The 14,103-nt window shown below is 69.9% G+C and carries 11 protein-coding genes; 4 read left to right on the forward strand and 7 right to left on the reverse strand.

Going from position 1 to position 14,103, the window contains the following annotated elements; translation table 11 throughout:
• From AC0HS0_RS05850 to AC0HS0_RS05865, 4 genes are all read right to left on the reverse strand, one after another.
• Positions 1-1,227, reverse strand: a complete 1,227-nt coding sequence (locus AC0HS0_RS05850) for a family 1 glycosylhydrolase (protein WP_472962408.1) — start codon at positions 1,225-1,227, stop codon at positions 1-3.
• Positions 1,228-1,272: 45 nt separating this feature from the next.
• A complete protein-coding gene (locus tag AC0HS0_RS05855) occupies positions 1,273-2,166 on the reverse strand; it encodes a carbohydrate ABC transporter permease (RefSeq protein ID WP_472962409.1) in 894 nt (297 codons plus the stop codon).
• Positions 2,166-3,104 (reverse strand): carbohydrate ABC transporter permease, encoded by a 939-nt coding sequence (locus AC0HS0_RS05860; protein WP_472962410.1) that lies wholly within the window; start codon positions 3,102-3,104, stop codon positions 2,166-2,168. Before AC0HS0_RS05860 ends, AC0HS0_RS05855 begins: the two co-directional genes overlap by 1 nt.
• A 79-nt stretch (positions 3,105-3,183) precedes the next feature.
• Positions 3,184-4,506 (reverse strand): ABC transporter substrate-binding protein, encoded by a 1,323-nt coding sequence (locus AC0HS0_RS05865; RefSeq protein WP_472962411.1) that lies wholly within the window; start codon positions 4,504-4,506, stop codon positions 3,184-3,186.
• A gap of 164 nt (positions 4,507-4,670) precedes the next feature.
• Between AC0HS0_RS05865 and AC0HS0_RS05870 the strand changes: the two genes are divergently transcribed.
• The 3 genes from AC0HS0_RS05870 to AC0HS0_RS05880 are packed head-to-tail and all read left to right on the forward strand — an operon-like array spanning position 4,671 to position 8,733.
• Positions 4,671-5,660: a LacI family DNA-binding transcriptional regulator gene (locus AC0HS0_RS05870; protein WP_472962413.1), complete on the forward strand. Its 990-nt coding sequence runs from the start codon at positions 4,671-4,673 to the stop codon at positions 5,658-5,660.
• On the forward strand, positions 5,657-7,468 hold the full coding sequence (locus tag AC0HS0_RS05875; RefSeq protein WP_472962414.1) for a glycoside hydrolase family 2 protein: 1,812 nt from the start codon (positions 5,657-5,659) through the stop codon (positions 7,466-7,468). The genes AC0HS0_RS05870 and AC0HS0_RS05875 overlap by 4 nt, the downstream gene beginning before the upstream one ends.
• A 41-nt stretch (positions 7,469-7,509) precedes the next feature.
• Complete coding sequence (locus AC0HS0_RS05880) at positions 7,510-8,733, forward strand: DNA polymerase domain-containing protein (protein WP_472962416.1); 1,224 nt, start codon at positions 7,510-7,512, stop codon at positions 8,731-8,733.
• 78 nt (positions 8,734-8,811) lie between these two features.
• Here the strand turns inward: AC0HS0_RS05880 and AC0HS0_RS05885 are convergent, their stop codons facing one another.
• Positions 8,812-10,269, reverse strand: coding sequence for an aldehyde dehydrogenase family protein (locus AC0HS0_RS05885; RefSeq protein WP_472962417.1), 1,458 nt, complete (start codon positions 10,267-10,269; stop codon positions 8,812-8,814).
• A 98-nt stretch (positions 10,270-10,367) separates the two neighbouring features.
• Positions 10,368-13,034 (reverse strand): exo-alpha-sialidase, encoded by a 2,667-nt coding sequence (locus AC0HS0_RS05890; protein WP_472962418.1) that lies wholly within the window; start codon positions 13,032-13,034, stop codon positions 10,368-10,370.
• 142 nt (positions 13,035-13,176) lie between these two features.
• Between AC0HS0_RS05890 and AC0HS0_RS05895 the strand changes: the two genes are divergently transcribed.
• Complete coding sequence (locus tag AC0HS0_RS05895) at positions 13,177-13,383, forward strand: hypothetical protein (RefSeq protein WP_472962420.1); 207 nt, start codon at positions 13,177-13,179, stop codon at positions 13,381-13,383.
• Positions 13,384-13,388: 5 nt separating this feature from the next.
• Here AC0HS0_RS05895 and AC0HS0_RS05900 read toward each other — a convergent pair whose 3' ends face one another.
• Entirely contained in the window at positions 13,389-14,096 is a 708-nt protein-coding gene (locus AC0HS0_RS05900) for a VIT1/CCC1 transporter family protein (protein ID WP_472962422.1), read from the reverse strand.
• Between the last annotated feature and the right edge of the window lie 7 nt (positions 14,097-14,103).

Consider the following 14,103-nt stretch of genomic DNA (forward strand, 5'->3'; position numbering starts at 1 on the left):
TCAACCGCGAACCGCGGCGCCCTCCTGCACCCGCTCCTGGAACGCTCGGAAGGCCTCGGTGCGCACTCGCGCGAGCCGGCGGTCCGCGCCGCGTACGACATCCACCAGGCCCATGTGCACGAACCAGTCGTCGGCGGGCTTGGCGTCGTGGCGGTACAGCCAGTCGACCAGGGTGAAGAACGGGAACCAGGTGTAGCCCAGCACCGGTATGCCTTCCGAGCGCAGGTTCTCGACCTCCTCCAGCGACTCGCCGAGCCAGGTCAGCCGCGACTCGACCGAGCCGCCGCGGGAGGTCTCGGTGACCACGATCGGCAGTCCGTACCGGTTCCAGTAGAGCTCGATGAGGTCGCGGAGGCCCGCGGTGCCGGCCTCCACCGGGTCGGTGCCGCCGTCGGCCCGGTACCGGACCGTGGTGAAGCCCGGGTAGTAGTTGACGCCGACGTAGTCGGGCGTCACCGCGTTGTCCGCGAACCACGCCAGGTCGTCCTCGCGGATGCCGTTGCCGGTGAGATACGCGTGCATCGCGTGGCCCGGCACGACCCGCCCGGTGATCAGGTCGAGCGAGATGAACCGGCGCTCCTCGAGCACCTCGCGACTCAGCGGCAGGTCGTCGCCCTCCCAGCGGAAGCCGGCGTCGACGTGCACGAACCGCGCCGACGGGTTGACCGCGGCGATCTCCTGCTGAGTGCGCACCATGCCCTTCGCGAGGGCGACGATGACCTTGGCGAAGCCGTCGTCGCCGGTGAGGTACGGAGGCCAGGTGCCGTCCTCCCCGCAGTAGATCGCGTTGATGACCGGCTCGTTGAGCGGCGTGAAGTCGTCCCAGACGCCGGCGTAGCGTTCGGCGACGGCGCGCGCGTACGACGCGACGCGCTCGGGGTAGGTCGCGTTGACGAACTGGTTGTCGAGCCAGAGCGGGGTGCCGTAGTGCATCAGGTCGACGACGCAGCGCAGCCCGATGCTCTGCATGTGGGCGCTGACCTCGTCGAGCCAGCTCCAGTCGAACTCGCCGGGGCGCGGCTCGACGAGGTACCACGGGATGCCCCAGCGGATGAACTCGGCGCCGGCCTCCACCGCGAGGTCGAGGTCCTCCCGCCAGTTCTCGTAGTGCTGCATCAGCTCGTACTCGTCGATCGGGCGGCGGCCGATGCCCTGTTGAGGCACGAAGGTGTCTTCGATGCCGACGCCGAAGTGGAGGCGCTCGTCGCGGAGCCAGTGGGTGGTCATGGGGTCCTTTCGGGAGGCGCGGGAGGCGCGGGAGGCGCGGAGAGGCTACTTGAGTCCGGTCGTCGCGATGCCCGCGACGAAACTTCGCTGGATGACGAGGAAGAAGATGACCACCGGCAGCAGCGCGAGCAGCGAGCCGGCCATCAGCAGGCCGTACTCGACCACGTGCTGGCCCATGAACAGGGCGAGGCCGGCGGGCAGCGTCGCGTTGTCGAGGTCGGACGACATGATGAGCGGCCAGAGGAGGTCGTTCCAGTTGTACTGGAAATGGAAGAGCCCCAGCGTCAGCAGTGCGGGCTTGGCGAGCGGCATGATGACACGCCAGTAGATGCGCCACTCCCCCGCGCCGTCGACGCGCGCAGCCTCCTCGAGGTCTTTCGGCAGCGAGAGGAAGAACTGCCGCAGGAAGAAGATGCCGAACGCGTTGGTCACGCGCGGGATGATCATGCCCGGGAGGCTGTTGGTGAGCCCGAGCCCGTTGAGCATGTCGTACAGCGGGATGAGCGTCACCTGGAACGGCAGCATGAGCAGGATCAGCACCAGCACGAGCACGACGTTGCGGCCGCGGAACTCGAGCCGGGCCAGCGCGTAGGCGGCCATCGAGTCGAAGAACAGCGAGATCACCGTCACCGACCCGGCGAACACGATCGTGTTGAGGTAGAGGTGCGCGAACGGGATGCGGTTCCACACGTCGATGAAGTGCTGCAGCGTGAACTCGCGCGGCCACAGCGTCGGCGGGAAGGTGACGATGTCGGCCTCCGGCTTGAACGCGGTGAACGCCATCCAGATGATCGGCAACAGCATGGCGAGCGCGATGACGATGCCGGCGATGGTCGTCAGCCAGCGCAGGATGCTGCGCGTGCTCGTGTAGTGCGGGCGGCGCCGGCGGCGCACCGCCGGGGCCGCGGGTGCGGTGGGTCGTTCGAGGGTGGCGGTCATCAGTACCTCACTTGCCGGCGCTGGAAGAAGCCGTACTGGATCATGGAGAGAAGGAACACGAACACGAGCAGCACCCACGAGATCGCGGCGCCGTAGCCGAACCGCAGCTCCTGGAAGCCCTCGCGGTAGATCAGCATGACCAGCGTCTCCGTGCGGAAGAACGGCCCGCCGTGCGTCATCACGTAGATCTGGTCGAACGCCTGCAGCGACGCGATCAGGGCCATCACCGAAACGAGCATGGTCTGGTTCGACAGCAGCGGGAGGGTCACGTTGCGGAAGCGCTGCCAGACGCCGGCGCCGTCGAGCCGGGCGGCCTCGTGCAGTTCGAGCGGCACCGACTGGAGGCCGGCGAGGTAGATCACCATGTAGAAGCCGACGTTCTTCCAGACACCGACGAACATCACGGCGGGGAGCGCCCAGGTGGGGTCGGAGAGCAGGCCCTGCTTGGAGACGACGCCGACGCTCGAGAGCCAGTACGAGATCAAGCCGATGTTGGGGTCGAGCAGGAACGACCAGGCGATGGCGATGATCCCGAGCGACACGATGAACGGCAGGAAGATGGCGGTCCGCACGAACGAGCGGCCGCGGAAGGCGCGGTCGAGGAACACCGCGAGGGCAAGCGCCAGGACCACGGTCACGGGCGTGACGATCACCGCGTACTCCACGGTGTTCCAGAACGCGTTCCAGAACGCCGGGTCGCCGAAGAGCTCCTGGTAGTTGGCCAGGCCCACCCACTGCGCGGCGCGGATCAGGTTGTAGTTCGTGAACGAGAGGTACGCGGCCTGGACCATCGGATAGACCGTGAACAGCAGCAGCGCGAGGAGCGACGGCGCCAGGAACAGCCAGGCCGTGAGCGCAGCGCGTCGCCGCCCGCGCAGGAAGCCGCGGGGCGCGCGAGCCGCCTTCGGCTTCGCGGCGACCGGAGTGGAGGTGGTCATGGTGCCTTTCGATTCGGCGAGCGCGGTCGAGTAGTCGGGCGGGGTCCGTGTGCGCAGACCCCGCCCGAGCGGACTGCTGCTACTTCTGGTCCAACTTGGCCTGCACCTGCTGCGACGCCGCCTTGAAGACGTCGTCGACCGAGCCCTGACCATTCAGCGCCTTCTGCAGCGACGGATAGAAGATGTCCTGCACGATCGACGAGCCCGACTGCAGCCCTGGCAGGAGGATCCGCGAGTCGTCGACGACGTCCTTCGCGCCGAAGATCGCCGGGTACGGGTTGTCGGTGATCTGCGCGCCGACCTCCGACTCGAGCGGGGCGAAGCCGGATCCCTCGGACCAGGTCTTCTGCGACTTCTCGGTCGTCCAGTACTCCATGAACTGGAAAGCGGCCTCCTTGGTCGCCTTGTCGTCCTTGGCCGGCAGGGCCATGGTCTCGACGTCGGCGAGGATGGAGTTGCCCGACGGGCCGGCGAACGGACGCGCGACGCCGAAGTCGATGCCCGCCTGCTTGTAGCCGGTCGTCGCCCACGGGCCGTTGATCTCGATGGCGGCCTTGCCGGTGGCGAAGAGCTTGTCGGCGTCGGCGCCGGAGAGGCCGATCGGGGAGGCCTGCTTGTCCTTGACGAGGTCCACCCAGAAGTTCAGGGCCTTGAGGCTGGCCGCCGAGTCGAGCGTCGACTTCTTGTTGTCGCTCGAGACGATGTCGCCCCCGGCGTTCCACAGGAACGGCGGGTACATGTCGACGGTCTCGTGGTCGGCGAGGGCGATCGCGTACTGGTCGGGCTTGGAGGCGCCGGCCGGCGTCGTCGTCAGCTTCGGGACCATCGCGGCGAACTCGTCCCACGTCGTCGGCGGCTTGTTCGGGTCGAGCCCGGCCTTCGTGAACAGCGCCTTGTTGTAGTACATCATCGTGGTCGCGATATCGACCGGGACGCCGTAGTTCTTGCCGTCGTACTTCGACGCCTCCACCGCGGTCTTGGGCAGCTTGCCCGAGTCGTGCGCGCCTCCGGTGTAATAGTCGTCGATCGGCTGGAACAGCCCCTGCGACGCGTAGGCGGGGACGCGCGAGAAGTCGAGCGCGACGATGTCCGGGCCGCCCTTGGAGGTCGCCCCGGTGAGGAGCTTCTGGTACAGGGTGTCCCACGGCATGGTGACGTTCTTGACCACGACCTTCGACTGCGAGGCGTTGAAGGCGTCGACCACCTTCTGCATCGCGGGGCCATCCGGTCCGGTGTTGCCGTTCCAGAAGCTGAGGGTGATCTTGCCGTTCTGGTCGGTGTTGGCGTTGCTGCCGCCGGACCCCTGGCCGGCGCAGCCGGTCAGCGCCAGCGCCACAGCCGCGACGGTCGCCGTGACTGCTGCGAGCGCCGGGCGTCCGGCCCGGCGGGAACGTGAGCGCATGTCTTCTCCTTCGAAGCGACGTTCAACGTTGAACGGGGAATGTGGTATCAAGTTATACACGACCGGTAATCGTTGAACAAGTGACACCTCATGTGCGATGGTAAACGTTGACCGAAAGAGCGCTGTCGCTGGGGCTGCGCGTCGGACGACCGAAGGAGACGCTGATGCGCAGGACGACGCTGAAAGACGTCGGCGACCACGTCGGCGTCTCGGCGAAGACCGTCTCGAACGTCATCAACGGCACCGGATGGGTGCGCGACGACCTCAAGACGCGCGTGCGGGAGGCGATCGACGAGCTCGGCTACCGACCCAATTCGGCCGCGCGCCAGCTGCGCAGCGGCCGCAGCGGAATGGTCGCCCTGGCCATCCCGGACCTCAGCCAGCCGTACTTCGCCGAGCTCGCGTCCGCCATCGTCGCCGCGGCCTCCGACCGCTCGATCACCGTGCTCATCAACCAGACCAATGGGCAGGCCGACGCCGAGCGCCGCATCAGCGACGGCGTCGGCATCCCGGTGATGGACGGGCTCATCCTCTCACCGCTCGCCCTCACCGCGAGCGACCTCGCCGACCGCCAGGACTCCACCCCGATCGTGCTGCTCGGCGAGCACGTCGGCGAGTCGCGGTTCCCGCACGTGACCGTCGAGAACGCCGCCGCCGCGCAGGCGGCGACCGAGCACCTCCTGCGCTCCGGCCGCCGGAGGATCGCCGCGATCGGCGCCCAGGCCTCCGGGCCGCGCGAGACCGCCGAGCTGCGGCTCGGGGGCTACCGTGCCGCGCTGAAGGAGGCCGGGATCGCCGAGGACCCCGCGCTGATCCGGGAGGTCATCGACTTCCGCCGCAGCGACGGCGTGGCGGCGATCGAAGGACTGCTCGCGGAGGGCGTGCCCTTCGACGCCGTCTTCGCCTTCAACGACCTGATGGCCCTCGGTGCGCTGCACGCCCTCGGCGAAGCCGGGCTGCGCGTGCCGGAGGACGTCGCCGTCATCGGCTTCGACGACATCGAGGAGGGCCGCTACAGCACCCCGCCCCTCACGACCGTCGCGCCGGACAAGGCGGCGCTCGCCGGCCTCGCGCTGGAGCTGCTGCTCGCCGATTCCCCGCCCGCGGGCGACACCACCGTCCCCTTCCAGATCGTCACGAGGATCAGCGCATGACCGCAGACCAGCTCCCCGACCCCCTGCAGCAGGACGGCGGCTACCCCCGTCCGCAGCTCGTCCGCCGCCACTGGCACGACCTCGGCGGCGAATGGGAGTTCGCCTTCGGGGCAGGGCCCGAGCAGGCGCCAGAGGCCGTCGTGTTCGACCGGACCATCGTCGTCCCCTACCCGCCCGAGTCGGAGCTCTCCGGCATCGGCGACACCGGCTACCACCCGGTCGTCTGGTACCGCCGCACGTTCGGCGCGGGCGAGCTGGCCGCCGCCGGGCTGGCCTCCGACCGCCCGCGCGTGCTGCTGCACTTCGGCGCCGTGGACTTCGCCGCCGACGTCTGGCTCAACGGCCGCTACCTCGGCCACCACGTCGGAGGGCAGACCCCGTTCCACTTCGAGGTCGGCGGCATCGTTGACGGAGAGGGCGCGAACGAGCTCGTCGTGCGCGCGGTCGACGACCCGCTCGACGTGTCGATCCCGCGCGGCAAGCAGGACTGGAAGGAGTCCCCGCACTCGATCTGGTACCACCGCACCACCGGCATCTGGCAGCCGGTGTGGCTGGAGGCCGTGCCCGGCCTCCACGTCGAGTCGCTCGCCTGGAACACCGCGGCCGACGCCGGATCGGTCGACCTGGAGCTCGTGCTGAACACGCGCCCGTCGGGCGATGTCTGGGCCGCCGTGCGGATCGAGCACGAGGGAGAGCTGCTCGCCGAGACCCGCTACCGGGTGCTCGACACGACCTCCCACCTGCGCCTCGCGCTCTCGCGGCAGCGCAACGGCCAGCAGTACGAGGAGCTGCTGTGGTCGCCGGCGAACCCGCGGTTGCTGAGCGCGACGATCGCGCTCGAAAGCGATGGCGAGGGTGCGGGCGGCGGCGGCGGCGATGCCGTCGCCAGCTACCTGGGGCTGCGGACTGTGCGCACGGACGACTGCTGCCTCCTGCTCAACGACCGCCCGTTCTACGTGCGCGCCGTGCTCTCTCAGAACTACTGGCCGCAGTCGCACCTGGCCGCGCCCTCCGCCGACGCGCTGCGCCGGGAGGTCGAACTCATCCTCGAGCTGGGCTTCAACACCGCGCGTGTGCACCAGAAGGCGGAGGACCCGCGTTTCCTCTACTGGGCCGACCGGCTGGGTCTGCTGATCTGGGCGGAGACCGCGAGCGCGTACGAGTTCTCGGCGCGCTCTGTGCAGCTGCTCACCGAGGAGTGGATGCAGCTGGTCCAGCGGGATCGCTCGCACCCCTCGATCATCGCCTGGGTGCCGCTCAACGAGAGCTGGGGGGTGCAGCACATCTCGCACGACCCTCGCCAGCGCGCCTACAGCCGCGGCCTGACCGACCTGACCCGCGCCATCGACGGCACCCGCCCGGTGATCTCGAACGACGGCTGGGAGCACACGGACTCGGATCTGATCACGATCCACGATTACGAGGACGACCCCGACGTGCTGGGCCGGCGCTACGGCAGCCGAGCGGCCCTCGACCAGCTGATCGCCGGGCCGGGTCCCGCGGGGCGCCGCATCCAGCTGCGCGACTCGGAGCCGGCCCGTCCGATCATGCTGACCGAGTTCGGAGGCGTGAGCTGGATCGACCACGACGTCGCCGACGCCTGGGGGTACTCCTCGGCCCGCGACGCCTCCGACTTCGGCGAGCGCGTGACCGGGCTGATCGGCGCCGTCACCGATTCGAGCGTGCTCGCGGGGTTCTGCTACACCCAGCTGGCGGACACCGGGCAGGAGACCAACGGTCTGCTGCGGGACGACCGCACGCCCAAGGTGCCGGTCGAGCTGTTGCGGGAGGCGATCTCCGGGCGGTGAGACCCCTGGCCGGAGGTCGCGCTCGCGGCTAACGTGGCGGCATGACTCCGTCGTCGAAGTCCGAGACGTTCCTCGAGGTCGGCGGCCACGAGGTGCGCATCTCGAGTCCGGACAAGGTGGTGTTCCCCGAGCCGGGGCTGACCAAGCTCGACCTCGCGCGCTACTACGTCGCGGTCGCCGATGGCGCGCTTCGCGGCGCCGGCGGGCGGCCGATGGTGCTCAAGCGGTTCGTCAAGGGGCTCACCCAGGAGCCGTTCTTCCAGAAGCGCGTGCCGGAGGGCCATCCCGACTATGTCGACACGGCCACCCTGCACTACGCCCGCGGCACGTCGGCCGAAGAGGCGGTGGTGCGCGACGCGGCCGGCCTCGCCTGGGTCTCGAACCTCGGCTGCCTCGACCTCAACCCGCACGCCGTGCGGGCGGACGACCTCGACCATCCCGACGAACTGCGGGTGGACCTCGACCCGATGCCGGGCGTCGACTGGTCGCAGATCGTCGACGTCGCCTTCATCGCCCGGGAGGTGCTGGAGGACCACGGCCTCGTCGGCTGGCCGAAGACGAGCGGCTCCCGCGGCCTCCACATCCTCGTGCGCATCGAGCCGCGCTGGGGCTTCGCCGACGTGCGGCTCGCGGCCGAGACGCTCGCGCGCGAAGTCGAGAACCGTGCGCCCGGGCTGGCGACGGCGCGCTGGTGGAAGGAGGAGCGCGGCGAGAGCGTGTTCGTCGACTTCAACCAGAACGCGAAGGACCGCACGGTCGCCTCCGCCTACTCGGTGCGCCCGCTGCCGGACGCGCGGGTGTCGACGCCGCTCGACTGGGACGAGGCGCGTTCCCGCCGGCCGTCGGAGTTCACCGTGCCGACGGTGCTGACCCGGTTCGCCGAGCGCGGCGATCCGCACGAGGGCATCGACGCCGCGGCGGGCTCGCTCGAGGCGTTGCTGGCTCTCGCCGCGCGGCTCGGGCCGGCCGAGAAGCCGCCGCGCGCCGGCGACGGCGCCGGAAGACGCGTGTCGCAGATGCCACTCATCGAGGTGGCGCGCACCAAGACCAAGCCCGAGGCGACCGAGGCGCTGGCGCGCTGGCGGGACCTCCACCCGGAGGCCGCGGCGCGCCTCCACCCCGCCGACGAACTCATCGACGGCATGCGCGGCTCGAGCTCGCAGTGGTACCGCGTGCGGGTCAACCTCCAGCACGTGCCGGAGGCCGAGCGCCCGCCCCAGGGCGACCTCCTCGCCGACTACGACCCCTGGGCCGGCCGCCGCTAGCCGAGATTTGCGGCAAATGTGGCGATTCGGGCCGCATAACGCCGCATTTGCCGCAAATCTCGTCACCCCGACCGCGGGTCAGAAGGGGTAGCGCTCGATGGCACTCTGGATGGTGACCCACTGGGTCTCGGTGAACGCCTCGATGTTGGCGTCGTGACCGCCGAAGCGGCTGCCGGTCCCCGAGAAGCCGACGCCTCCGAAGGGCGCGACGGCCTCGTCGTCGACGGTCTGGTCGTTGATGTGCACGATGCCGCTCGGGATGCGCTCGGCCAGCTCGTACGCCGCGAACGCGTCGCGGGCGAGGATGCCGAGCGACAGCCCGTATTCGCTGCGGTTGACGATGTCCACGGCCTCATCGAGGTCGGCGAACTTCAGCACCGGCGCAACGGGCCCGAAGATCTCCTCCGTGAACGCCGGTTGGTCGGGACCGACCTCCGCGAGCACCGTCGGTTGGTAGAAGAGGTCGGAGTACGTGCCTCCCGCGGCGAGCCGCGCACCGGCGTCGACCGTGGACGTCACGAGAGCGTGCACCTTGTCGCGCTGACCCGCGTCGATCAGCGGGCCGAGCGGTGTGCCGGTGGTCGGGTCGCCCGCCGGGAGGCCCTCCGCCGTGCGAGCGAGGCGCTCGACGTACTCGTCGTAGATCCGTTCGTGGACCAGGTGCCGCCCGGTGGTCATGCAGATCTGCCCCTGGTGCAGGAACGAGCCCCAGGCCCCGGCCGACACCGCGGCGGGCACGTCGACGTCGTCGAGGACGATGAGGGCGTTGTTGCCGCCCAGCTCCAGGTGGGCGCGCTTGAGCAGCCGGCCGGCCAGCTCGCCGACCGCGCGTCCGGCCGCCGTGGATCCGGTGAACGAGATGACCCGCACACTCGGCTCCTCGATCAGAGCCACGCCGATCGGCGCACCGCCGGGGAGGACCTGGAAGACGCCTTCCGGCAGCCCGGCCTCCTCGAGCACCGCGGCGAGGAAGAGTCCTCCGGCCACCGCCGTGCGGGGGTCGGGCTTGAGGATGACCGCGTTGCCCAGCGCCAGCGCCGGCGCGATCGAGCGCGCAGAGAGGATGCCAGGGAAGTTGAACGGCGAGATCACACCGACCGTGCCCACCGGCCGGCGACGGGCCAGGCTCAGTCGCGGCTTGCCGCTGCGCAGCAGCTGCCCGTACGGCGCGAGGGCGGTGCCCGCCGCCAGGTAGAACTCGGAGGAGACGAGCCCGGCCTCGAAGTGCGCTTTACCCTGACCCGATCCCGCCTCGCGAACGAGCCAGTCGACCAGCACGTCGGCGTGCTCGTCGATGAGTGAGCCGGCGCGACGGAGGATGGCCGCCTTCTCGTCGGGCGACACCCGCTCCCACGACCGCTGCGCCCGTTCGGCGACGGCTGCGGCCTGCGCGAGGTCGTCGCGGGAGGCCTCCGAGTAGCTGCCGATCGCCGCGCCCGTCGCAGGCTCGACGACGGTGTGCTCGCCGCCGTGGCCGGTCACCCAGCCGCCGCTGTAGAGGCGGCCGCCCCACACTGCAGGGTCGAAAAACGTCATCGTTCCACTCCGTTCCGCAACGGTTCCGGTGATTCGACGATACCGCGCGCTCGGGCCGCCACGCCGTGAAGCGTGACGGCCCGATCATGGCTCGCCCCCTACGGAGTGACGTGGAAGGTCCCGAAGGAGACTTGCGCGCCATCCGCACCCAGCAGCACCAGGGTGTCCTTGCCGTTCTTCGTCCCCGGCGGGACTGTGAAGGTGATGGTGCCGTGCGCGTCGGCGAGGAACCATCCGAACCGCTGCCCGTGCTGGTTGAGATACACGTATCCCCAGGCGTTCTCCGGGGCGCCGTGCAGCTCGACGGTGTCGCCGACGCGGTACTTGCCCTCCTGCAAGCCGAGGTCGACCGGCGGTTCGCCGGCGAGCTTGGCGCGGTCGACCGCGGGCGTGGTCGTCGGCTTCGGCGGAACCACCGGCAGCGTCAGCGCCGCCGCCGTGAGCTCGACGGAGGCCGTCTTCGCGCCGTTGCTCCCTGCGACGGCGATGTCGGAGGCCGCCACCCGCCCGGCCGCCAGCTCCGCCGCGGTGACGCTGCGAACGGAATGGAGGGTGGTGGACTCGCCGACCGCCAGACTCGCCACCGTCGAACCGACCCCTGCCACGGACACGTCCGTGAGAGGCACGTTGCCCGTGTTGGTCACCGTGACGGCGGTGGTGACAGTGTCGCCCGTGTTCGCGACGCCGTTGCCGTCGGCGTCGTTCCAGGCCAGGGAGGCCGTGCCGGCGACGCGGGGGTCGCGGACCATCAGGTCCACCTCCGCACCGCTGATGGTGTAGTTCTGCGTTGTGGCCCCCGTGCCCGTGACCTGCCACGTCGTCACCGGGACGAAGTAGCCGTTCGCCGCCTCCTCCGCCGTGACGACGTGCTTCGGCGTGGTGCAGGAGTAGCTCCCCCACACCGGCAGGACCAGGAACCGGCAGTTGCCTGCGCCCGGAGGAACGAACGGCGCCACGTTCCCGGACACCGGAACGACGGACTCCGTGATATTGCCGGTGCTCGCGACGGCGAACGAGTAGGGCACCGAATCGCCGGCAGCGTACGGGTTGGCGCCAAGGTCGCGGGCGGCGTCGGTGCGGGCGCCGGTGATCGCCGCGCCCACGATGGTCTGGGCGGAGCCTCCCGTGATCGTCACCGGCACGGAGGCGCTGAGCACGTGGCCCAGCACGGTGGCCCGCGCCGAGATGGTGGCGCTGCCCGCTTTGGCGTAGGAGGGGATGGTGACGGGAACCTGAACCGTCGCGGTGCCACCAGCCGGGATGGAGGGCACCTGCGCCGAGCCGAACGTCCAGCCGGCCTGCGGCGCAAACGTCGCCGTCGCTCCGTCGATGGCCGCTGCCGACGTGTTGGCCACCGTGAACGCCGCGTTCACCGTGGCGCCGTTGTCCGCCGTGACGGGTGCGACTTTCAGGCTCGCGTCACAGAAGGCGCCGACCCATGCGGCATTGAACCGCCCGAAGGTGATGGTGTTGGAGTCGCCCTCGTACAGGATCCCGAAGCTGCCGTCCGAGAGAGCCGTGAGCGTGGAGTAGCTCATGGCGCCGGCCTTGAACTGCGTGCCCGCGCTCCACGTCGTTCCGTCGTCGCACGAGTAGCGCACGGTGCCGTTGCTGCGGCTGGAGCGGTTGTTCGCGTTCGAGAACAGCAGCACCTTGGCTTCCGGCGTGCCCTCGGCCGCGTCGGGGAACATCCGGGTCAGGCCCGCGTTGTTGGTGGGGTCGACCAGGCTGGCGTCGTAGCGGACGGGTCCATACGTGGCGCCGCCGTCCGTGGAGATTGCGACCTTGCGTCCGCCGCCGCCGTCGTGGTCGCGCGAGTTCAGCATGACGTGCCCGTCGGACAGCTCCACGACCTTGTTCTCGTCCATGCCGGTGCCGACGAACGCCCCCCGGTGCCAGCTCGCGCCGTGGTCGTCGGAGTAGACGCTGTAGGCCTGGACAGCGGTCGTCCCGTCAGCCTGCTTCACCGTTCCGGCGAACTGCTGGATCAGGCGCCCCTTGTGCGCACCGTACTTCAGCTGGATGCCTTCGCCGGACGACGCGAACTCGCCGGCGACGCCTCCCACGTTCGCCACGCCATTGACCGCGGATCCGACCGGCTTGGCCACCGAGGTGACCAGCGGCCCGGCGAATCCGGAGTAGGCGGAACCGGACGCATAGCCGGACGGCACCGGCAGCGACGGCATGTTCGTGGGATCCGTGGACCAGCTCAGCCCGCCGTCGGTGGAGACGGAGACCTCCGTGCCGATGACCTGGCGGTCGGCGTCGTCGGTGCCGTAGGCGCTGCCTCCGAAGCCCTGGTCTTTCGAGTAGACGTGGAAGTTGAAGACGGTGCCGGTCTCCTTGTCGACGACATAGCTGGGATCGCTGAAGCCGTAACGCAGTACGCCCGTCGTCGCGACCTGGCCGCGCGCGATGTAGGTGGGTGCACCCCAGGTCTTGCCGCCGTCGGTGCTGCGACGCTGGACGATGGAGTTCGGCGACGGCGAGTCGCCGCCGTCGGGGCGTCCGTCGTAGGCGGCGAGGACCACGCCGCCGCCCAGGTCGGCGAGCGCGACGATGCGGTAGTACTTGCCGAGTACGGGGTCGATCGCGTTGTCGCCGTTGCTCGCGAGCACCTGCTCGGAGTAGCTCGGCGCGGTGTCGGCTGCGGGGGCGGCGAGGGCCGGGGACGCCATCGGGATGAGCAGGGCGGCGCTGAGCAGGCCGGCGGCCGCGGCGATCCGCCGGCCCCTCCCGCGGCTCATGTTGTCGGTGGACTTCATGCGTTCCTTCCAAGCGTCTGCGGTCGAAAAGGATGAGATTTTCATGTCGGACGTCTGATGTCCGTCGTCCGACAGTAGCGATCTATTTGAGCCGAGTCAATCGGGCACTCACAGCGACCCGACCCCGGCTTACTGTGTGCACATGAAGTCGAGCCTGCCGTTCGTCATCCCCGGAGTGATCCTCGCCGCCATCGGACTGGTCTGGCTGTTGCAGGGCATCGACGTGCTGGGCGGTTCCGCCATGAGCGGCTCCCCGCTGTGGGCGACCGTCGGGCCGATCGTGCTGGTGATCGGGCTGGCCCTGATCGTCATCGGCGTCATGCGGAGGCGACGGTCCCGCACGCGCTGAGCGCCCTAGAAGATCAGCAGCCCCGCGAGATAGCTGACGCCGAGCGTGCCGATGCCGACGGTGAGCGAGCGTCCGACCGTTCGCAGCACCCCGGTGCGGCCGGTTCGCGCACTCACGATGGAGGTCAGGACGAGCGAGGCGACGACCGCGAAGAGCACAGCCCACGCTTCGATCTGTGCCGGCACCAGCAGGGTGATCAACAACGGCACGAGCGCGCCCACCGCGAACGCGAGGGAGGCCGAAACCCCCGCCCAGACCGGAGCCGCCCGAGACATCACCTCCGTGATCCCATGCTCGGTCTCCAGCTGGGCTCCGAGCGCGTCACGCGCCGTCAGCTGCTCGGCGACGAGCCGGGCCAGTTCGGTGCTCAGCCCTTTCGACTCGTAGTACTCGGAGAGCTCGAGCATCTCCTCGGCCGGGCTCAGTTCGAGCTGCGCGGCCTCCTCCCGCGCGACCCGGAGCTGAGCGTCGCGCTCCGCCGCCTCCTCCGACCACTTCGCGCCTCCGAGACCGAGCGCCCCGGCGACGGTCGCGACGATGGCGGCGGTCAACAGCGTCGAATCGCTCGCGCCCGCTCCGGCGAAGCCCTCCAGCACACCGGCGGTGCCGATGATGCCGTCGTTGGCGTCGACCGTCCACGCACGCAGCGAGGCGGCGTCGGACACCGCGATGCGGAAACGGCCCAGAACGCTGAGATTGGGTGCGCTGGGCATGGCATAT

Source organism: Leifsonia sp. PARNA 1/14, from assembly GCF_055720965.1.

Coding starts and splice junctions, on each gene's coding strand:
- AC0HS0_RS05850 (WP_472962408.1), bottom strand. CDS start 1,227: ATGACCACCCACTGGCTCCGCGACGAGCGCCTCCACTTCGGCGTCGGC.
- AC0HS0_RS05855 (WP_472962409.1), bottom strand. CDS start 2,166: ATGACCGCCACCCTCGAACGACCCACCGCACCCGCGGCCCCGGCGGTG.
- AC0HS0_RS05860 (WP_472962410.1), bottom strand. CDS start 3,104: ATGACCACCTCCACTCCGGTCGCCGCGAAGCCGAAGGCGGCTCGCGCG.
- AC0HS0_RS05865 (WP_472962411.1), bottom strand. CDS start 4,506: ATGCGCTCACGTTCCCGCCGGGCCGGACGCCCGGCGCTCGCAGCAGTC.
- AC0HS0_RS05870 (WP_472962413.1), top strand. CDS start 4,671: ATGCGCAGGACGACGCTGAAAGACGTCGGCGACCACGTCGGCGTCTCG.
- AC0HS0_RS05875 (WP_472962414.1), top strand. CDS start 5,657: ATGACCGCAGACCAGCTCCCCGACCCCCTGCAGCAGGACGGCGGCTAC.
- AC0HS0_RS05880 (WP_472962416.1), top strand. CDS start 7,510: ATGACTCCGTCGTCGAAGTCCGAGACGTTCCTCGAGGTCGGCGGCCAC.
- AC0HS0_RS05885 (WP_472962417.1), bottom strand. CDS start 10,269: ATGACGTTTTTCGACCCTGCAGTGTGGGGCGGCCGCCTCTACAGCGGC.
- AC0HS0_RS05890 (WP_472962418.1), bottom strand. CDS start 13,034: ATGAAGTCCACCGACAACATGAGCCGCGGGAGGGGCCGGCGGATCGCC.
- AC0HS0_RS05895 (WP_472962420.1), top strand. CDS start 13,177: ATGAAGTCGAGCCTGCCGTTCGTCATCCCCGGAGTGATCCTCGCCGCC.
- AC0HS0_RS05900 (WP_472962422.1), bottom strand. CDS start 14,096: ATGCCCAGCGCACCCAATCTCAGCGTTCTGGGCCGTTTCCGCATCGCG.